This window comes from Polyangium mundeleinium, assembly GCF_028369105.1.
Taxonomy (GTDB): Bacteria; Myxococcota_A; Polyangia; order Polyangiales; family Polyangiaceae; genus Polyangium; species Polyangium mundeleinium.
This window is the reverse complement of record NZ_JAQNDO010000001.1, coordinates 12,756,878-12,776,927: the sequence shown is the minus strand read 5'-3', so window position 1 is coordinate 12,776,927 and position 20,050 is coordinate 12,756,878. Positions and strand designations below refer to the sequence as shown.

The following is a 20,050-nucleotide window of genomic DNA, read 5'->3' as shown; positions in this document are numbered from 1 at the left end:
GCGTATTGGAAAGGGCCCGCGGCGCGCGTGACGCCGCGGGCCTTGGAGAGAGGTTCAGCGGATCTGCACGGCGTCAGCGATGACCTGATAGCCGGTCGTCGTCCAGCGCGAGACGACGACCTTGTTCCAGCCGGCCGTGAAGTTGTACGTGCCGAGGAGCTGCCACGCGCCGCCGCCCGTCTGCTGGTTCTTGCTCACGGTGCCGAGGTTCGTGCCGCTCGCGTTGAACATGACGAAGGGCGTCGTCGTCGACCGGTCGGAGGCCGAGGTCCACCACGCGTAGACCTGCTTCGAGCCCGCCGCGGCCAGGTAGAACTCGAACGTCGCGCCGTCGGAGATCGCCGCCGTGGGCGCGGCATAATACCCCGTGCCGTAATACCCGGACACGTTCGTGGACGATGTCCAGTTCGCCGAGGGCGCCACGATGCGCGCCACCGCGCTGTTGTTGTTCGCATTGTTGCTGTCGACCGTGATGGTCGTGCTGCCGCCGCCACCGCCGCCATCGACGCAGGTGTTGATGCGGTTCATGTAATCGGCCCAGGGGAAACCGGTCCCCGGGTCGTTCGCGCGGTTCACCGGATCCGGCTGGTAATGGCCGATGATGTGCTGCCGGTCGCGGATGATGTTCTGCCGCTTCACGATATCGCAGGAGAGCTTGGCCGAGGCCGCGATCTGCCCCTCTTTCCACGGGTTCGCGCTGGTGTACGGATACCCGCCATGCTCGATGCCGACCGAGCGCGGGTTCGTGGGCAGGCCATTCCACGACGCGCCGACGTGGTGCGCCGTGTTCACCTCGTCGACGAGCGCCGAGATCTCGCTGCCGCTCTCGTTGACGACGTAATGCGCGCTCGTCTTGTTGGGGTTCGTCGGGTACGGCGTTGTCAGCCAGCCCCAGCACCCCGAATACGTGCCGGCGCAGGTGTGGATGACGAGCAGCTCGGCCTTTTTCCCGCCGCGGCCCGACGTGTAGTTCGACGACGGCGCCGCACGCCAGACGGAGCCGGAATACACGGCGTTCGCGGGCCCGGGCTTGCCCACGAACTGGGGCTTCGGGAACTTCGGCGTGGCCTCGGGGTTCGCCGCCAGGATCTCGTCGATCCCGCTGTCCTCGGGCGCCGCGATGCCCTCGCGCAGGTGGCGGTAGACCTCGTCATGGACGAAATGCGCCTGTGCGTCGAGGCTCGGATGGTTGAAGTACGCCGCCACCGCGGGCGCCCACGCGCCGATGTCCGCGCGGTCGAAGCCGAGCTCCTTTGCCTGCGCGTCGAGCAGCGCCGCCGCCGCGCGAATGTTGGCCTCGGGCTCCGATTGGACCTCCTCCTCGCTCATGCCCACGAGCGACGCGCCTTTCGCGAGCGCATCGCCGCGCAGAGCCATCACGCCATACGCAGCCGGGATACCATCGAATTCGGAGGTATCACCGGGCACATGATAGAGCTGCGTCTCGGCGTATCCGATCGCCACGAGGAGCGAGGCGGGTACGGAGAACTCCTTCGCGGCGGCGTCGAAATGGAGCTGATAAGGGTGCATCCCAGCGGTAGGGCTACCGGCCGCTTCACCGGGAATCAGCGTGGCGTCCCCCTCGCCGGAGCCTTCTTCGCCGCTGCAGCCGGAGAGCATGACAGAGGCAGAAAGCACGGGCGCGAACATCAGCAGACAAAGCAGACGTCTCATGGCTTGAACCCTTCTTCGTTTCCGGGGTGGGATCGAGTGAGCCTTCGGGACGCGATGCCGAGGCAAGGATACGAATATGGAGGCGTACGTTGATTGGGCGCCGGGTGCAAGTGCGAGTGACGCTCTGGTACGCCGTGTCTGTCCCGAGCAACGATGACGCACGGCGTAAAGTTCGAAAATCACGTCATTCGAGCTGATCCGATAAGAACATCTGTGTGGACAGGACGACCGTCCCATTCTGAATTTTTCCAGTCATGGTGAACAGGCTCGTCTTGCCGTCGCCGTCGAGGTCACCCTCGGCGGAGACTTCGAACCCGTCCTTGCCCGGATCGGGCCCGCCGCGCTTCGGCCCTTTGTAGTTCCCCCCCGCACGGTATTCGTACTGGTACCGGATCGGCTGCACGAGCGAGACCTGGAGGCAACGCCAGCCCGAGGTCGTATCGCCCTGCTCGAAATCCTGCCCCGGCTTCCCCGAGGGCAGATACGTCGTGTCCCGGGGCACGACGCTCGGCACCGGCGTCGCCGATTTGCACAACCTGTGCGTCCCTGGCTTTGCGTCGGCCTGTTCGCGCTCGTACGCAGCCACGGCCGCGCGCGCAATCATGCTCACCGTGCTCCTGGCCTCGACCGCTTTCGCGCTCGCCGTGTACCGCCGGACGCTGTTCACCGCGAGCGCCGCGCCGATCCCCAGGAGCTCCGCGGCGCCGTCTCCGGTCGCGGTGAGCTCGAGACCCCGATCACTCGGGAAAAGCACGAGCGAGAGCATCGATCCGCCCCCGACCCGCGTTCCGGGCTTCGCGCCCGACGTCGGATCGGCGATCAACCGGGCGAGCGCCGGATCGAAGAAAAGCAGCGCATGCGACGCCGCTTTTTCTTTCGCGCGCGCCGTGAGGAACGCTGGATTCGTGGCCAGCGTATTCGTGTCTTTCCCGAACCGCCGCACGGCGTCGAGCGCGACCTTTTTGTTGCCGAGCCCGATGACGGCGAACCCCGGCCGCATTTCGATGTGGAGGATGGAGCCGTCCCCCGTATCCCGCGTGAACGTATTCCCTCTGAGCGTGTCCTTCTTGTCCGGCTTTACACCCACGTGGAAGCTCGAAAAGCTCTTTTTTTGCGCGTCCGCATCCTTCGTCGCAATCACCACGAGCGCCGCCATGTCCTTCGCGGGATCGTCGCTCGCGTCGTCGAACGAAAACGGCCGCTTCGGATCCCGGTACAATCCGACCACGACCTCACCGCCGAGCGCCTTTTCGAAGTCCGCGAGCTCGATCCCGATGTCACCGAGCCCCCGCTTCAACAACCTCTGCGCGGAACCAGGCGATGTCGAGCGCCCGAGCACCACCTCCAGAACGTCCTCCACGGTTTTTCCGGACGAACGTTGCGTCGACAAACCAATGGCGGCGAGCGCCCCGTCCGGCAGCTTCGGCATGACGACCTGCGGCGCCGCGTCGAGCACCGAGCCGAGCGCCGGAAAATCGGGCCCGTACCCCGAGAATCGCACATCGAGCCCGAGCCCCTGCGGTTGCCCCACGAGCGCGACGAAGAGGCGTGAGCCCGGCTCCGGCGGCGATTTCGTACCGGCCCCCATTCCATGCAGATCGACCGCGATGAACGGATCGCTCGCGCGCTCTTTCACGAGGAGCGCCGAGCCCTCGGCCGAGGGAGCGCGCCCATGACCGACCTCGAACGCGTCGCGGAGGTGCTCCTTTTGCAGGCAGGCGGCGAGCACGCGTGGCCCCTCGATCCACGCTCCATGCAGGACTTCGAGACCTTTCGGCGAGCGGACGACGAAGACGCCACGCTCCCTTTTTTCCGCCCCGAGCGCGTCGAGCGCCTTCGTCACGAGCGCCCCGTCGCTCATCCGGGCCGCATAACAAAACCTGTCCATCGGCTCGGGCGGACCATCGGGCGTGGCCGGGCCCGCGAACACGACGGCGCCCTCGAAGGATTTCATGAGATCGGCGACGAGCGTCGGGTCGAGCCCGAGCTTCCCCGAGAGACCCCCCGCGAGCTCGGAGAGCAGCCCCGCCCGCAGCCCCGGATCCATCGCCGCGAGCGCCTTCTCGGGCGGCGGTACGTTCGCCACGAGCACGGCGTCCCGCGGCACGAGGCGGAGGAGCGAATCGACCTTCTGCGGCGGCTCGAGCGCCGTGTCTTTGGGCGGCGCGGCGGCGGCGGTAGGGGTGGGCGCGGGCGCCGCCACGTCGACCCGCTCGTCCGCTTGCTCGGGCGGCGTCTGCACGGCCGCGCCGCCGCAGGAAACGAGGGCCGACAAACCGACCCCGAAGAACAGCCCACGGACACGCCGCATCGCCATACAAAACCTCTCCTCCCGGGCATGAGAGCACGAACGCCCCCGGGCCGGCAAAAGGAGAATGGCGATGGTGCGAGGATGTTCTACCCCGCGAGCGCGGCCCGCACCCCATTCTCGAAGATGCGGAGGCCAAGGCCCGCGGCCGGGAGTGTCCCCGCGTCGTGTTGCCGGATCCAGTCGGGGTGGTTTTCCGGGTAAAGATACGCGTCGGGGTGCGGCATGAGCCCGAAGATGCGCCCCGTCGGATCGCAGAGCCCCGCGACGCCGCCCGGCGAGCCGTTGGGGTTGTCCGGCCAGACCTCCGTCGCCGCCCCGCTCGCGTCCGCGTATCGCACGGGTACGAGGCGCGAGGCGAGGATTTCGTCGCGGAGCGATTCGTCGAGGAAGAGCAGCTTGCCTTCGCCGTGGCGGCTCGGCATCTCGATCGTGGGGCCGACGCCGCGCGTCCACACGCAGGGGCTTTCGGCGTCGACGGCGAGCTTCACCCAGGTATCGAAATACCCGAGCCGGTCGTTGTGCACGAGCGCTGCTTGTTGCGTGGCGAGCGGCGTGCCGCGCGCGCGGTTCACGCCCGGCAGCAGGCCGAGACAAACCAATGTCTGGAATCCATTGCAGACCCCGAGCGCGAGGCCGCCGTCGTCCACGAACCGGCAGAGCGCCTCGCCGAGCCGGAAGCGCAGGCGATTGGCGAACACGCGCCCGCTCTGGATGTGATCACCGAAGGAAAACCCGCCGATGAACGCGAGGATGTGATACCCCGCGAGCGCGTCGGCCCGCGCGCCGCGATCGAGGATCTCGCTCAGGTGAAGGAGATCGACCGTCGCGCCCGCGCGGGAAAACCCGGCGGCCGTCTCGGCCTCGCAGTTCAGCCCGTAGCCCGTGAGCACGAGGACACGCACGTCGCGCGCCTCCTTCGGCGCGGGCCTGGTCGTGACTTCAGACGGCATGGGATTCCTCCTGGAAAGCGCGGCGGAGCGCGTCCGAGCCGAGCTCGACGAGCGTTTGTCCTCCATGACGAATACGTACATACCCCCGACCTGACGCACCGGGCTCGACCGCGCCGAGCCGGACGAGCGCGTGTGGCGCGAGGCGCGCTTCGAGCGCGGCGGCGTCCTCGGCCCGGGTGGTGAGCAGGATGCGCCCCGTCGATTCGCTGAACAGCGCGATCGCCGGAGCGAGCCCTTGGCCCATGGCATCGAGCGAGATCGACAAACCAAGCTCACTCGCCATCACCAGGTGCGAGAGCGCAACCGCGAGTCCGCCGCGCGAGAGCACGTGCGCCGATCGGACGAGGCCCGCCTCGTGCGCCGCGGCGAACGCGTGATACCGGGCCGCAAAGCGCTTCGGGTACGTCCGCGGGACGCCTTCGAGCGAGAGCCCGAGCAGCCGTGAAAGCTCGCTCTCGCCGCACGTATCCTCGGTCTCGCCGAGCAGATACACGACGTCGCCCGGGGCGCGCGGCGAAAGCGTGAGCGCGCGCCGCACGTCCTTCATTTGCCCGATGACGCTGACGAGCAACGTCGGCGGCACCGAGATCTTCACGCCGCCCATCGTGGCGTCGTTTTTCATCGAGTCCTTGCCCGAGATCAGCGGCAGCCCGTACGCCACGCACGCCTCGTACAGGCCCTCGCAGGCGCGCACGAGCTGCGCGAGCTTGTGCTCGCCGTCGGGCGTGGTCGCGCTCTTGATGGGGTCGGGCCAGCAGAAGTTGTCGAGCGCGGCCATGCGATCGATCCGCGCGCCGGCGCAGAGGATACGCCGCACGCCCTCGTCCGCGCAGGCGAGTGCCATCGCGTGCGCGTCGAGGTCGCTGTAATGCGGGTGGATCCCCTCGCCGAGCACCACGCCCTCGTCGCGCCCGTGCCGCACGCGCATGACCGTGGCCGTGGACGGTACGTCCCGAAAAACGCCCACGAACGGCTTGACCACGGCGAGCCCCTTCACCTCGTGATCGTAATGGCGCGCGTACCGCTCGCCGCTGCGGATGTTCGGCTGCGCGAGCATCGACACCACGAGATCGCCGAGGGGCCGTGCGGCGAGCGCCTTGTCCCGGTCCGCGGCGGTCGCGAACGCCCGCGTGGGCGGGCTCCAGCGCGCCGTTCGCACGACCTTCGGCAGCCCACCGTGCAGGAATGCGAGCGGGAGATCACAGGCCTTCTCCTCGCCGTACCTTACGACGAGCCTCCCCGAATTCGTGAACGTGCCGATCTCGGTGGCCTCCACCTCACGCCGCGCGGCGAGCGCGAAGAATGCTTCGAGTTTTTCCGGAGGCACGGCGACCGTCATCCGCTCCTGCGCCTCGCTGACGAGGATCTCCCAGGGGGCGAGGCCCGGGTATTTGAGCGGCACGCGGGCGAGGTCGATCTCCGCGCCGCCGGAAGCCTCGGCCATCTCGCCGACGCTGCTCGACAGCCCACCGGCGCCGTTGTCCGTGATGCCGCTGTAGAGGCCCCGATCCCGCGCCTCGGCGAGCATGTCGAACATCATCTTCTGCGTGATCGGGTCGCCGATCTGCACCGCCTGAACGGGCGAGCTCTCATTGAGCTCGACGCTGGAGAACGTGGCCCCGTGAATGCCGTCCTTGCCCACACGCCCGCCGATCATGACGATCCGATCCCCAGGCGCCGTGAATTTTTCGTGCGTGGGCCTTCCTGCCGTCGTCACGGGCATCGCCGCGACGGTGCCGCAATAGACGAGCGGTTTGCCCGTGAACCGGTCGTCGAACAATTCGAATCCGCGCATGTACGGGATGCCGGACTGGTTGCCGCCGTCGATGACGCCGTGGTGGACGCCGTCGCGAATGCGCCGCGGGGGCATGAGGCCCTTCGGGAGCGTGCCGGTATGGTTTGGCTTGCCCAAACAATACCCCCATACGTTCGCGAGCAGGTCCGCTCCGAGCCCGCAGCCGAAGCTGTCACGGTTGACGCCCACGATGCCGGTCATCGCGCCGCCGTACGGATCGAGCGCCGAGGGCGAGTTGTGCGTCTCGACCTTGTAGACGAGGTGGCATTCCTCCGTGAAGCGCACGACGCCCGCGTTGTCGCTGAAGACGGAGACCAGGAAATCGCCCGCGTCCCCGTCGATCCCCGACGACGCCCGGGCCTTGCGCACGTCCTCGGTCGCGGCGACGACGTACGTCTTGAACACGCCCCGCTCGATGCGCCGCGTGTTCCCTTCCGGATCGGTGTAATCGATCGGCGCGTTGAAAATCTTGTGCTTGCAGTGCTCGCTCCACGTCTGCGCGATGCACTCGAGCTCGGCGTCCGTGGGCTCGCGGCCTTCCGCCTCGAAATGGGCGCGTGTCGCGTGCATCTCGGGCACCGAGAGCGCGAGGAGCCGCGTGTGCGAGAGCCGTTCGAGCGCCTCGTCGGAGAGGCCACGCAGCGTGACGACCTCGGTCCGCGGCGTCGAGGTCGCGCCGGCGCGTGGGACGCCGAGGTCGGGCCTGCGCGGCGGCTCGTCGATGCGGATGCGCTGAATGAGCGGGTTGTGCAGGACCTCGGCCGCGGCGCGCTCGACGTCGGCCCGCGCGAGGCCCCAAACGAGGTACATCGTGCCCGTGTACACCTGGCCCGCGAGCGCGCGCCCGAGCGCGTCCTCGCATGCGGTCTTGACGCTCTTGCCGACTGCGTCCGTCACGCCAGGCATAAAGGAGACGGTCAGGATCACGGGCGGATCGCCGGGCTCGCCATCGGGCAGTACGCCGAGGGCCGCGACCTCGATGACGGGGTCGGCGATGGCGGCGAGGACCTTGTGGGCCTCGGCCTCGGACATGTCGAGATCACAGAGGTATACCTTGCGCGTGCGAATCCGCGCCGGAGAGAGGCCGAGCCAGGCCGAGAGCGTCTGCGCGGTTTTCGTGGCGAGCGCGTCCGGAACGGCCGGCCGGTTCTCGATCTCGAGCCGGTAGATGGGCATGGTGGGTAGGCTCCTCGTCCGCGCAGCCGTCTAGCACAACCTGGGGGATGTGGAAGGTTTGCGGGCGCGGCTTCGTTCGCTTCGCCGAGGAGCCCGAGCGAGGGCCGCGCGCCCCGCGCTTGGAAGGTCCTGCGTAAAAGGATAATCTCTGCGAAGGAGCGATCTCGTGCCTCGATGGATCCGGTGGGCCGCAGGTTTGCTCGTGCTCGCTTTCCCGTGCGTGGCGCGGGCGGAGGTGCTCGACAAGGTCGCGCCGCCGTGGGAGCCGTTCGTCCTCGGCTGCACGCTCGTCGTGCTCGCCGTCACGGTCGCGCTTGCCCTCTCCGCGAAGAAGACGCGGCGCGCGAGCGGCTTCGTGATCGCGCTCTTGTGGGCGCTCTATCGGATCGGCGGGGATGAGTGGTTCTCGGACGACGTGGGGCCGTACATCCGCGTGGAGCTCTCTGCGGGGGAGGCGCGGGTTTGGCTGGGCACGATCGTTTTGGAGGGGCTCGCGCCGCTCGTGGCCGTGCTCGTGATCGTCGCCGTCACCACCAGCCGATATCGGCGACCATCCCGCCCACGTCGCCGTGCTTGACGATGGCGCGGTTCTTCCGGATCTCGTAGGACTTCGGCGACGCGTCCACGATGTCCTGCTCGAAGTGGTGCGCTTCGAGCTTGTACTTCCCCTCGCCGTGCATCAGGCCGCCCTTGAGCTTGATGTACGTGGAGTGGAACCGCGATTCGAGGTCGACGATCTGGGTCGCCGAGATCTGCATGCCGAGCTCGAGGTGGACGGATTTTACCGCGTGCGGATGGGATGCATCGAATGCCAGCGCGAGATGGGCGCCGACCGTGAGGAGCGCGTCGATGTCGGCCTTCGTGAACGTCTCGTAGATCGTGATTTTCGCCACTGGATCTCCTCCCTGCGTTCGTTTGGAACCCAAGCATCATGACATGAGGAGACCCGGCGTGGCAACCCGCTGAGAGCGCCGAGGCTACGCGTCGCGCCCCTCCGCCTTCCGCGCGTCGAACCGCCGCGCGATCATCTCCAGATCGTGCCCCTTGAGCGCCGCCTCCAGCATCGGCGGCAGTGCATTCGGCGTGCACGCGAAACAAGGCACGCCGAGCTTCGCGAGTTTCTTCGCGAGTTCCGCGTCGTACATCGGCGTCCCCGAATCGTCGAGCGCGAGGAGGCACATCGCGCGTACGCCACTCTGCACCATCTCCTCCATGCGCTTCACCATCTGCTCCTGATTGCCGCCTTCGTAAAGATCCGTCAGCAGAATGAAGAGCGTCCGGCGCGGGTTCGAGACGAGGCCCTGACAATACCCGACCGCGCGGTTGATGTCCGTCCCGCCGCCGAGCTGGATGCCGAAGATGAGGTCCACCGGATCCACGAGCCGCGGCGTTAGATCCACGACCTCCGTGTCGAAGGCCACCACGTGCGTTTCGAGCGCGGGCAAGCTTGCCAGGATCGAGCCCATCACGCCGCCGTAGACGACGCTGCTCGCCATCGAGCCGGACTGGTCCATCGCGACGATCACGTTCCACTCCCGCCGCCGGTGCTGCCGAGCGAAAAAGAAGAACCGATCGGGGACGATCGTACGGCGCTCCTTTTGATAGTTCTTGAGGTTTTTTCCGATCGTACGCCGCCAGTCGAGGTTCGGCAGGCTCGGGATGGGCTGGTGGCGCGAGCGGTCGAGCGCGCCGCGCACCGCGCGTTCGAGCTCGCCTTGCATTCGCTTCTTGATCTCCTCCACGACGGCCCGGACGATCTCGCGCGCGGCGTCCTTGGCCCGGTCCGGGATCATGTCTTTCATCGTGAGCAGCGTGCCCACGAGCTCGACGCTCGGCGTGATCTGCGCGAGCGACTCAGGCTCGAAGAGCAGCTCTTTCCAGCCCTTTTTCTCGATCGCGTCCTGCTGAATGACGGCGACCACGTCCTGCTCGAAATACTTGCGCACGTCGCCGAGCCACGCCGCGAGCTTCGGGCGGCTCGCGCCGAGCCCCGCGCTGCGTTTGTTGCTGCTGCCGCTCCCATTCCCAGGATCGGTCTCCTCGATGTCGTAAAGGGCGCCGAGCGCGGCGTCCATTTCCGCCATCTCGCGCGTGAGGAGCCCGCTGCCGCCGCGGCCACCCATGCCCGCGCCCCCGCCGCCGCACAATTGGTCCTCGACACGCTTGCCGAGGATCAGCCGCCAGCGCTGGTGCCGGTCGAACGTCATCGGCCCCGCGGGCGCGGGCGTCGCGGCGGGCGGGTTCGTCGCAGAAGGGGTGGGGGCGGGAGGCGCCTTCTTTTTGGCCATGGCTTTTACAGGTCCAGATCCAGATCGACGAGGTCATCCTGGAGGGCCGCGAGTTCGGCGTCGTCCACCTTGGTCTCGATGGCCCGGAGCAGCTCTTTTTCGTTGCCGCCCCAAAGCTCCGCGAGCAACGCCGCGATCTTTCGCGCCTCGCTCGTCTCGAACGAGCCGAATGCGCGGCGGAGCGCGACGACGGCGCGCCGGAAATCGTCGTGGTCCATTGCTTCGACGAACGTGCTCATGGCGGCCCAGAGCGAGCGGCGCGAGAGCAAGGCATACCGGTTTCGCGTCGCGAGCCCTTCGAAAAACCCCGCGCCTTCGCTCGGCGAGACGCCGGGGCAGAGGCGGCGCGAGATGCGGCGGTCGAGGACGTCGTCCTTTAGGACGCCACGTTCGAGGAGGATCGCGCTCGCGACGCCCGCGACGTGCGCCGAGGCGAGGTCGTCGTCGGCGAGCGCGTCGAGCATGCTCGCGAAACGATCACCGTCGAGTTTGTCGGGGAACATCAGCCCTACGCGGTGCAGGTGCCCGAGCGCGGTGCCGACGTTTCGCGAGGCTTCCTCGTTGCAGCGCGAGGCCTCGGGCGCGAGGAGCGCGCCGCGCAAAAAGAGCTGGGCGACGAGCGGTTCGAGCGGCGTGACGTCGATCTTGCGTACGTCCTTGTAGGCGACGAGGTGGCTCAATTCGAGGGCGGCCCCCGCGACGGCCACGAAATCCCCGTCGTCGACGGCGAGCGATGAGACGCGGGCGAGTGCCGCCGCCGTCGCGTCCGAGAGGTCGCACTCCACGCTCCTTCGCGCGAGGTTCGCCGCGGCGTGCACGTTCTCGGCCGCTTCGAGTGCTTCGCCGATGGAGCGCGCCGCCGCGATCTCGATCGTATCGCCCCGGAGCGCGTTCTCGACGAGCTGGATCTCGCAATCGGGCGTCCAGCGCGCGGCCCATATTTCCTTGTACGTGCTCTGCGTCCGATCCTCCGCGCTCGTCTTGTTCGCCGCGAATCCGATGCCGAGCGCGGTGAGGCGGTGCAGGAAGATGGAGCGATTGCGATCCCGATGCGCCGCGTCCTCCGATTTCGCGAAACGGTCTTGCCGGAGGTCGAGCCAGTCCTTGTTCGTCGACCCCTTGATGATCTGTTCCTTGTCCTTGAGGTACTCCTCCAGGCGCAGATCCTTCACCCAGCGATAAAAATCGTCCTGAATCGAAGTGCGCAAGACGCCCGGGGGCACCTTGCCGAGCGCGTCGCCGACCGCGACATCGTTAATAAACCGCGCGACGTTCAGAGGCTCGCCTTGGCCGAGGCAGGTCGCGGCTGCGTCTTCGAGGTCGCGCAGCGTCGGCGCGTGCGCGTCGCGCAGGGAGGCCATGCCTTCGGCGAGCCGTACGGCCTCGATGACCTCCGCGCTCGATCGCACCATGCCCGCCTTGCGCAACCTGCCAGCGACCTCCGCGAGGAATCGCGTCCCGAGCCGCGCCGTCGAGCCCTCCTGGGCCTCCTCGTAAAGCGTCTGGAAATACCCGGGCGCCTTGTTGCCCGCGCCGTATCCCGATTGTGAACTCAATCGAAAGAAGCTGTACGGCATCAGCGTGCGCGTGACCGGTACAGCCGGGAGCTTTTCGATTTCCTCGTCCGTCATCGCCGGCTCCTCGGCGACGAGCACCGGCGCGTGATAGGCACCGCAGATGACGACGATCCGGTCCGGATCGTGCCCTTCGGCGATCGTATCGCGGATCCGACGGCGCATGAACGCCTCGCGCACGAGCGTCTCCTCGCGCCGCCGCGGCGACTCGTATTCGAGCGCGCGGAGCTCGCGGCCGAGCTCGAAGATGCTCAGGCGATAGGAATCCGGCGTCATCGAGTGCTCGAAATAGCGCTCCCACCAGGTGTCGTGGTCCGGATCGCCCGAGAGCTGCGCAATGGCCTCGTAGGGATCGCCGAGGTAACGCTGCGTGTCCGTCTCTTGTTTTTCCTCCGCCTCGCCGGATTCGTCTTCGTGCGTGTGCTCGGGCGCGGGCTCGCTGCGGGCGAGGTAGACCGAGGCGGGGAGGTCGATGAAGCGGGCCACGCGGCTTTTCTGGAGCGCCCAGCGGAGCGCCACCCACTCGGGCGAATAAGCGGCGAGGGGGAACAGGACGGAGCGGACGGGTCGCTTCTGCGTGAAGGCAAGCAGCGCAACCGGAGGCTTCGTGCGTTTGTCGAGGAGGTGCGCGATCTCGTCGGTCGCGTCGCTCGGGCCTTCGACGAGCACGGCCGTGGGATCGACCTGTTCGAGGAATCGCTCGACGTGCCAGGCCCCCATCGGCGAGAGGTGGCGCACGCCGAAGATACGGGCGAGCGGCCCCGCGGTGGGTGTGGTTTTTCCCGGCACCACCGTCGTCACCGCCCCGAGGTTTGCCTTCCTCGCCGCCATGGCTGTCTACACGAGCTCCTTGCAGGCCGTATAAAGCGGCTCCCAGGCGCCGCCGCGCTTCTTCATCACGTTTTCGAGGTACTCGACGAACACCGCCTCGTCCTTCGAATCCTCCTTGACGACCGCGCCGAGCAGGCTCGCGGCAAGGTCGCGGTCGCTCACGCGGCCGGTGCCGAAATGGCCGGCGAGGGCCATTCCATTGCCGAGCACCGAGATGGCCTCGGCCGTGGAGAGGACGCCCGAGGGGCTCTTCAGCTTTTGCTTGCCGTCGATCGTCTGGCCTCGCCGGAGCTCCTGGAAGACCTGCACCACACGACGCACGGCCTCCTCGGCCGGCGGCGCTGCGGGCAATTGCAGGCTCGATCCAATCTCGCGGACGCGGCGGGCCACGATGGCGACCTCGGTGTCGATGTCGCTCGGCACGGGGAGCACGACGATGTTGAAGCGTCGCTTCAAGGCTGCGCTCATGTCATTGACGCCGCGGTCGCGCGTGTTCGCCGTGGCGATCACGTTGAACCCGCGCTTCGCCTGCACGTGCAAGCCGAGCTCGGGCACGGCGAGGACCTTCTCGCTGAGGAGCGTGATCAGCGCGTCCTGCACCTCCGAGGGGCAACGCGTGATTTCTTCGAATCGGACGAGCTTGCCCGTTTCGAGTCCACGGTGAATGGGCGAGGGCACGAGCGCCTTCGGGCTCGGCCCCTCCGCGAGGAGGAGCGCGTAATTCCACGTATACCGAATCTGCTCTTCGGTGGTGCCCGCCGTGCCCTGGACGAGGAGCTGCGAGTCATTGCAGATGGCCGCCGCGAGGTGCTCCGAGAGCCAGCTCTTCGCGGTGCCCGGCTCGCCGATCAGCAGGAGCGCGCGGTCCGTGGCGAGCGTGGCGATCGCGATCTCCACGATGCGCGACGCGCCCACGTATTTCGGCGTGATGTTCGTCTCGCCGACCTTGCCGCCCATGATGTAGAGGAGCACGGCCTTCGGCGAGAGCCGCCAGCCCGCTGGCTTTTCGAATTTGTCGACCGCCGCGATGGCCTCGAGCTCGCTCGCATAGAGCCGCTCCGCCGGCTCGCGGAGCACGTCCGATTTCACAGCGCCCTCGCCGCCGTCCGCCTTTTGGGTGTCCTTTTTCGTCGCCATGCTCTTGTCCCCGACCGTGCGTTCGATGAAGATACGTGGGTTGTCGTGTCAATCGTCCGTGGACGCCGCCGTCCGGGCTCGTTCGAGGAAGCGCAGGCATTCCTCGAAGGGCGTCGCCTCGGCGCGCGAGAGGCGCTTCCTCTTTTGCTTCGCGTCGAGCCAGCTCCGGAGCATCGGGGCCAGGGCCGGATCGTCGTACGCGATCATGACGTTGCAGGCGCGGCCGTATTCGTAGCTGCCATGCAAGGGCTCGAGGAGGCGAATGAACGCGTGCAGGATGCGCGAATCCCGCTGCTTGCCGAGGTACTCGAAGACGAGCAGGGCCTCGTCGCTGGGCAGACCCTCCTGGCGCGAGATCGACAGCTCGTCGCCGAGCGTCTTCGGCGAGTTCGCATGCAAGAGCAGGGTGAGCGCAGGAGCGCGCAGTCCCTCCTGTTCGAGCATGGCGGCCCCGAGATCCACCCAGCGCTCGTCTTTTCTGATCACCGCGATGGCCTCGGCCGCTTCCCCGGTGTCCAGCGCGCCGTCATCCCCCTCTTCCATCTCCACGAAATGGTTCGCGATCCGCGTGAGGATACCCTGCGCGAGATGGATGCCATTTTTCCGCGCGAGCGCCGCCGGCTCGAAGAAACGCGCGAGGCGGTCGTGAGCCTTCGCCGCGTCGAGGGCGATGACGCCGCCGACGAAATCGTCCCTCGTGGCGTCGGGCGCGTCGTAGAGCGACGGCATGAGCTCCTCCCATGCGCCGGGAAAACCGATCCGCAAGAGCGCACGCGCCGCCGCGTCGCGCACTTCCTTGACCTTGTGGTGGCGGAACGTTTCGAGCACGAGGTTCGCCCCCTCGTCCGTGCCGCGCGTGGTGAGGAGGTCGACGAGGTCGACGAGGTATTCGATCTGGTTCGTATGGGCCTTCTGCGCCTTCGTGGCCGCGTCCTTTTCCTCTTTCGTCGTGGTCTTCTTGATCCGGAAATGGCCGAGGTCGCGGAGCTCAGGCGTGAAGAGCGCGAGGATCCGCTCGTTCGCGCGTGGGTGCTTGCTCACGGCGAGCGAGCTTTCGGCGGCCGAGCGCATTTCCGCCGTGCCCCCGAAGGCGCGGAGGAGCACGTCGAGCGCCTCGTCGCTCGGGGCCCCGGCGAGGGCATGCACGGCCGCGACGCGCACGTCCTTCGACCGATCCTTGTCTGAGAGCACGATCGCAATGGGCTCGGCCGCGAGGGGATCGATTCGGCCAAGCTGGGCGATCGCCGCGGCGCGGATGTCCGGCCCGCCCTTTTCGATGGCTTCGCGGAGCATGTTCGTGGCCTTCGCCCCCTCGATCTGCGCAATGGCGCGGAGCAGCCGCACGTCGAGCGCGCGGCCCTTTTCGAGGTCGAGGTGCTTTTGAAGGCTCGGCACGATCGCCTCGCCGAGCGCCGGCACGAGGTATTGCACGACCACCTCGGCGATGGCGCCGTCCGAGAGCGCCGGAAGGACGAGCGGCAGGATGCGCAGGTCCCGCGCCGCGCCGCGATCCGACGTCGCGTAATCGCGGATGATGCGGGAGCGCTGGCGCGAATCCGGCGCGTTCGTCAGGGCGCCGACGAGCGTATTGAGCTCCGTGGGCGTGAGCGGCGTGCCGATTTTCCGCGCCGGCGGGAGCGGCTGCATGTCGCCGCTCGCCTCGGGCAGGGCCGGCGTCGCCTGCGCGCCGCGCACCTGCGCCATGAGGGAGGCGAGCGCGAGGAGCTCGGACGCCGCGGCTTTGCCCGTGGCGCTCTGGAGTTTTTCGATCTGGTCGGTGACCTTGCCGAGCGCGGGCGCGCGCGCGGCGAGCGGGGCGAGCGTGTCCCTCGCGCCAGCGAGGTTCGGGTCTGTCCGGGCAATCTGCGCGCCGGCGAAGAGCCAGCGGTCGACGTCACGGTCGAGTTGCTTCAGGGTATCCTTGGCCATCATCGTTCCCCTTCGATCAGGCGCGGAGGCGCAGGTGCTCGGCGCCCACGAAGAGCGCGAGCGGGTCGCCGTAGATGGCGCGCGCCAGGAGGTCGTAATGGAGGCGGACGGCGAGCGTGCCCGGGCCGAATGCCGCGGCCGCGTGGCGAAGCGCGTCGGTGCTCGGGAGCCTGCCGTCGTTCGTGTTGCGGAGGACGAGCCGCATGCCCGCCTCGTCCTCGAGCACGAGCTCGCCGCCCACGTCGCCGAACTTTTTCGCCGCGACCAGAAACACCGCGTCGAGCGGGTGGAGCGGGTTCTTGAGCTGATTGCGCATCGCGCGCAGCACCGGGTCGAGCGGTTTTCCGTGGCGGTGCACGGCCTCGTAATCGGCGGCCTCGCGCGGCCGCTCGCGCACGGCGCCCTCGACCTTTTCGTCCCAGCGGACGCGGCGGTTCACGAGGTCGCCCGGATACAGCGCGGCTTCCGCGATTTCGAGCGTGCCGAGGCGCGACGCGCGGAGCTTCGTGAAAGGCAGGGTGTGGAACGGGAGCGACGTGACCTCGCAGACGACCGAGCCGTCGTCGAGGTCGACCAGGAAGCCGATCGCCGTGGCGAACTGGTTGATCTCGTCGTCGGAGCGCTCGTGCGCGAGCTCCAGGAACCTGCGATTCTTGACCCAGTAGCCGGCCTCGCGGAGCTCGGGCAATCGCCAGGCCTTGCCGAGGATCGATTCGAGCTGCGCGTCGGCCTCGCTCTGCGTCGTGCCCTCTTCGACGAATTTCCCTTCGAGCGCCTTCTTTCCGCGGCGAACGGTGGTGTAGAGCTGCGTGAGCATGAAGGCGATGCGCGCCTCCTGCGCTTCGCCGAGGCCTCGCGCGACGTCCCGCACGCCGGGGGCATCTTCGTCGTCCTCGTCGCCGAGCCAATCGCCGGATACGTACGCCGCGAGGCGCGTGAGCACGCCGGCCGTGCGCTTCATGTCCGCGTCGGCCATGCGCTTCGCCTGGTGCTCGATCGCTTCGATGCTCTTGCTGGAGAGGCCGCCGAGCCCGCCCGAGACGAGGTCGACGAGGAACGTCTCCAGGGTATCGAGGGCGTCGCTCTGCTCCTTGGCTTTTTTCGCGAGCGCGGTCTTGTTCACGCTGCGCGGGGCCGCGGCGGCCGCGGCCGGCTTCTTTTCGGCGGCCGCCTTTTGCGCCTGCTTTTCGCGCTTTTGGACAAGGTCCTTCGGCGGCTCCTCGACGGGGAAGAGCGCGCCTTTTTGCGCGTACGCGAGCAGGAGCGCGAGCCCGTGCTTGCAAGGGAAGAGGCGCGAAGGGCAGGAGCATCGGACGGTGGGTTTGTCCGCTCCGGTCGTGAGGTCCATGGAGACCGCATAAGGCGACCTGCCAGAGCCGTCGCAGTGGCCGAAGGCGAGGGTCCCATCGTCGTTCTTGGCGAGCTTCTTCAGCGCGCCTTTCCGCAAGAGCGCCCTCGCGTCGATGAGCACCTTCTCGTTCGGCGCCCACTCGGCGATCGATTGCTCGGTGACGACCACAGCCATGCATCGGACCGTACCAGAAGGACGCCGACGTGGGGAGGGGGAGTTTGGAGAGGTGTGACAGGAAAAGTCCGGGCGAGGACGAACCGGTTCAGCGGGCGCAACGCGGGGGATCGTCCTCGTGCGAGGGGTCGCCTCCGGCGGGCTTTCCGGCGAGGATCGTGGCGAGCAGGCCGCTCGTGAACGCGCGCTCCTCGCAGAGGTCGAACGGCATTCCGAAGCGGCCGGCGCGGCAGTGGAGGCGGGCGCGGGCGGCGCAGGGGTTTTTGCCGAGGAAATCGGCGTGGCCTTCGCCGTCGAGGACGTGGGCCGCGTCCTCTTTGTCGAGGAAATGGATCCTGGCAGTCGGGCCCTCGCCCGTGGAGCGCTGGAAAAGGAGCGTCCCGTCGCTCCAGCCCGTGACGAGCCATTGGCCGTCGGGCGTGAAGGCCAGGGAATAGACGCTCGCGCCTGCCTTCTGCATGGCGCGTGGCTCGCCAGTCGCGAGGTCCCAGAGCCGGAGGGTATTGTCGGACCCGCCCACGGCGAGCTGTGTGCCATCGGGGGAGAACGCGAGCTCGTTGACGCTCTCCGTGCGGCCTGCGTGCTTGTCCACAAAGGTTTGGCGAGACGTACCCGTTGTCGCGTCCCATACCCGCGCGGACTTGTCGGCGGAGCCCGAAGCGAGGAGTTTTCCGTCGGGGGAGAACGCGACGGCCGTCACGGCGTCGCCGTGCTCCGGCAAGCGGAGTTTTTCGGTGCCCGCGGCGACATCCCAGATCCGCACGGTCTTGTCGCGCGAGCCGGAGGCGAGGTATTTTCCATCGAGGGAAAACGAGAGGGCCCGGATCGAGCCCGTGTGCCCCTGGAAAGAGCGTGCCGGCGCCTTCGTCTTCGTCAGAGAAAAAAGGAGGATCGCATCGCCCATGTCGACGGCGGCCCACGTGCCATCGGGCGAGAATGCGAAGGCCTGGGCAGGATCGACGAACTTCTCCTCGCGGACCGTGGCGCCCGTCGCGGCGTTCCAGACGCGCATGCCCTTCCCCGCCCCGCCAAGGAGCTTTCCGTCGCCCGAGAGGACCACGTTGCCTTCGTCGTCGGAGAGCGGCTGGGTGCTCCGCAGGGTCCCCTTTTCGAGATCGAGGATCCGCAAGGCGCCGTCCCAGGGCCGCGCGACCAGGGTCTTTCCGTCGGTGGAAATCGACAGCGCTCCTATGCCCGCGTCTTGCAAGCGAAGCTTCTTCAAGAGGGCGCCGTTGTTCGCGTCGACCACGCAGACCGGACCGGACTCGCAGGTGACCGCGAGGCGGCGGCCGTCGGGCGAGAAGGCAATGTCCCCGTAATACACGAACTGCTCGAGTTTCGTCCGGACAGACCCGGTCTTTGCATCCCACACGGAGACGCCGCCGATGTTGGCCGTGGCGACGAGGGAGCCATCCGGCGAGAGGGCGAGCGTATGGACGGGGTCGTCCGCGGCGACCGAGATCGTCTTTTTCGTGGCCCCGCTACGCGGATCCGAGAGCTGCACGTCGCCCTTGTCGGTGGAAATGGCGACGGTGCTCCCATCTCGCGAAAAGGCCGTCTGCCAGATGGGCCCACGATTTCCCCCGAGGATCGCGGAGACGCGGCGCTTTTCGATGTTCCAGAGGCGGACCTTCTCGTCGGTGTAGGGAATGGCGAGCGTCTTGCCATCCGGAGAGAACGTTGCGCTGATGGGCCGCGCCTCCTCGTCCTCGCCGGGCAAGCCGTCCTTCACCTCGATCGTGGACCACGGCGCGAACTGGCGGATCAGGGCCTCGTCGTATTTCACCGCCGCAAGGCGCCCGAGGTCGGGCGAAAATGCGGTCGTGTACGAGACGGGGAGATTGTCGAGATCGCGCACGATGAAGCGCGAGGCGATATCGAGGACGAACCCCTTCGAGGAGGTCTTCGCGCCGAGGAGCTTGCCGTCGCTCGACAACGCGACGTGGTCCTCCTGGCCCCAGGGCAAAAAGAGGTGGAGGTGCTCGCGATTCGTCTCCGCGTCGAGGAGGGAGATCTCGATGTCACCACCGCCGACGGCCTCGCCTTGCGAGAGCGCGAGGAAGCGGCCGTCGCTCGACCAATCGAGCCAGCTCGTGACGAGGGAACGGTTTGGCAGGACGACCGTGGGCGTTCGTTTTTCGGTCCTGGCGAGCAGCCCGAAGGCACGATCGAAGAGTTTCTGCGCCTCGGCCGCGTCGCCGAGCCTGCGCGTCACCAGGGCCGCGCCGAGCGCGGCCTGGCCATTCGGGTGCGCCGCGAAGGCGCCGAGGTACGCCTCGCGCGCGGCGCGGAGCGAGGCCTCGTCGCCCTTGGCCGCGAGGGCATCGGCTTGCGCGACGAGCGGCAGCGCGACCTTCGTGATGTCGGGCGCGGACAGGGACGCGAGCTTCTTTTCGGTTTTGTTGGCCGCCGCGCGGGCCGTCTGCCATCGCTGCTTATGGGCGTCGCTCACGCCGGGGATGCTGAGCAGCTTCGTTGCGAGCTTGTATGCGGACGTGAAATCGTACAGCTCGACGGCGAGCTCGGCGCTCGTCGTCAGATCCTCGGCCAGCACCTCCGGAGCCGGTTCGGGGCAGAGTTCTCGCACGCGCGCCATCACGCGCGCGGCGCGGTCGAGCTTTCCTTTGCCCAGGAGCGCGGGGACCTTCTTTCGCAGCGCGTCCGCGGTCTCGCAAGGGGTCGCCGGGGGCGGCGTGGGCGGGGCGGGTTTGGCGACGGACGAGGGCGGCGTGGGCGGGGGCGCAGGCGGCGCGCCCCCGCAGGCGAGGAGCCCGAGGAGCGGTGCGGCAGGAAGAACCCCAACGAGGCGAAGCGAGCGGGCGAACATGCGCGGACCGTATCACGGGGGATCCGCATGCCG

General features: G+C 67.9%; 12 protein-coding genes. 1 reads left to right on the top strand and 11 read right to left on the bottom strand.

The genetic code is table 11. The features are described 5' to 3' along the window. Positions 1-54: 54 nt before the first annotated feature. The 4 genes from POL67_RS50620 to POL67_RS50605 all read right to left on the bottom strand — a co-directional run bounded on the left by POL67_RS50620 (position 55) and on the right by POL67_RS50605 (position 7,906). On the bottom strand, positions 55-1,674 hold the full coding sequence (locus tag POL67_RS50620; protein WP_271929814.1) for a golvesin C-terminal-like domain-containing protein: 1,620 nt from the start codon (positions 1,672-1,674) through the stop codon (positions 55-57). Positions 1,675-1,858: 184 nt separating this feature from the next. Beyond that, the gene (locus POL67_RS50615) at positions 1,859-3,991 is read right to left on the bottom strand and encodes a hypothetical protein (RefSeq protein ID WP_271929812.1); all 2,133 of its coding nucleotides are present in this window, start codon (positions 3,989-3,991) and stop codon (positions 1,859-1,861) included. A gap of 80 nt (positions 3,992-4,071) precedes the next feature. After that, the gene (locus POL67_RS50610; RefSeq protein WP_271929810.1) at positions 4,072-4,935 is read right to left on the bottom strand and encodes a phosphoribosylformylglycinamidine synthase subunit PurQ; all 864 of its coding nucleotides are present in this window, start codon (positions 4,933-4,935) and stop codon (positions 4,072-4,074) included. Continuing rightward, complete coding sequence (locus tag POL67_RS50605) at positions 4,925-7,906, bottom strand: AIR synthase-related protein (RefSeq protein WP_271929807.1); 2,982 nt, start codon at positions 7,904-7,906, stop codon at positions 4,925-4,927. Before POL67_RS50605 ends, POL67_RS50610 begins: the two co-directional genes overlap by 11 nt. A gap of 166 nt (positions 7,907-8,072) precedes the next feature. On the opposite strand from POL67_RS50605, the gene POL67_RS50600 reads away from it, so the two are divergent. After that, positions 8,073-8,483: a hypothetical protein gene (locus POL67_RS50600; RefSeq protein ID WP_271929804.1), complete on the top strand. Its 411-nt coding sequence runs from the start codon at positions 8,073-8,075 to the stop codon at positions 8,481-8,483. On the opposite strand, the gene POL67_RS50595 is transcribed toward POL67_RS50600, so the two are convergent. The 7 genes from POL67_RS50595 to POL67_RS50565 form a co-directional block, all read right to left on the bottom strand. Then, positions 8,434-8,799, bottom strand: a complete 366-nt coding sequence (locus POL67_RS50595; RefSeq protein ID WP_271929801.1) for a hypothetical protein — start codon at positions 8,797-8,799, stop codon at positions 8,434-8,436. The two genes, POL67_RS50600 and POL67_RS50595, sit on opposite strands and share 50 nt — an antisense overlap. Before the next feature lie 84 nt (positions 8,800-8,883). Further along, positions 8,884-10,194 (bottom strand): VWA domain-containing protein, encoded by a 1,311-nt coding sequence (locus POL67_RS50590; protein ID WP_271929800.1) that lies wholly within the window; start codon positions 10,192-10,194, stop codon positions 8,884-8,886. 5 nt (positions 10,195-10,199) lie between these two features. Continuing rightward, positions 10,200-12,599 (bottom strand): DUF5682 family protein, encoded by a 2,400-nt coding sequence (locus tag POL67_RS50585; protein ID WP_271929798.1) that lies wholly within the window; start codon positions 12,597-12,599, stop codon positions 10,200-10,202. A 6-nt stretch (positions 12,600-12,605) separates the two neighbouring features. Further along, positions 12,606-13,736, bottom strand: coding sequence for an ATP-binding protein (locus POL67_RS50580; protein WP_271929797.1), 1,131 nt, complete (start codon positions 13,734-13,736; stop codon positions 12,606-12,608). A gap of 48 nt (positions 13,737-13,784) precedes the next feature. Then, positions 13,785-15,668 (bottom strand): HEAT repeat domain-containing protein, encoded by a 1,884-nt coding sequence (locus tag POL67_RS50575; protein WP_271929796.1) that lies wholly within the window; start codon positions 15,666-15,668, stop codon positions 13,785-13,787. A gap of 13 nt (positions 15,669-15,681) precedes the next feature. Next, positions 15,682-17,190 carry an SWIM zinc finger family protein gene (locus POL67_RS50570; protein ID WP_271929793.1) on the bottom strand — a complete coding sequence of 503 codons (1,509 nt, stop codon included), beginning with the start codon at positions 17,188-17,190 and terminating at the stop codon, positions 15,682-15,684. Between the two features lie 88 nt (positions 17,191-17,278). Further along, complete coding sequence (locus POL67_RS50565; RefSeq protein WP_271929790.1) at positions 17,279-20,017, bottom strand: WD40 repeat domain-containing protein; 2,739 nt, start codon at positions 20,015-20,017, stop codon at positions 17,279-17,281. Between the last annotated feature and the right edge of the window lie 33 nt (positions 20,018-20,050).

Coding starts and splice junctions, on each gene's coding strand:
- POL67_RS50620 (WP_271929814.1), bottom strand. CDS start 1,674: ATGAGACGTCTGCTTTGTCTGCTGATGTTCGCGCCCGTGCTTTCTGCC.
- POL67_RS50615 (WP_271929812.1), bottom strand. CDS start 3,991: ATGGCGATGCGGCGTGTCCGTGGGCTGTTCTTCGGGGTCGGTTTGTCG.
- POL67_RS50610 (WP_271929810.1), bottom strand. CDS start 4,935: ATGCCGTCTGAAGTCACGACCAGGCCCGCGCCGAAGGAGGCGCGCGAC.
- POL67_RS50605 (WP_271929807.1), bottom strand. CDS start 7,906: ATGCCCATCTACCGGCTCGAGATCGAGAACCGGCCGGCCGTTCCGGAC.
- POL67_RS50590 (WP_271929800.1), bottom strand. CDS start 10,194: ATGGCCAAAAAGAAGGCGCCTCCCGCCCCCACCCCTTCTGCGACGAAC.
- POL67_RS50585 (WP_271929798.1), bottom strand. CDS start 12,599: ATGGCGGCGAGGAAGGCAAACCTCGGGGCGGTGACGACGGTGGTGCCG.
- POL67_RS50580 (WP_271929797.1), bottom strand. CDS start 13,736: ATGGCGACGAAAAAGGACACCCAAAAGGCGGACGGCGGCGAGGGCGCT.
- POL67_RS50575 (WP_271929796.1), bottom strand. CDS start 15,668: ATGATGGCCAAGGATACCCTGAAGCAACTCGACCGTGACGTCGACCGC.
- POL67_RS50570 (WP_271929793.1), bottom strand. CDS start 17,190: ATGGCTGTGGTCGTCACCGAGCAATCGATCGCCGAGTGGGCGCCGAAC.
- POL67_RS50565 (WP_271929790.1), bottom strand. CDS start 20,017: ATGTTCGCCCGCTCGCTTCGCCTCGTTGGGGTTCTTCCTGCCGCACCG.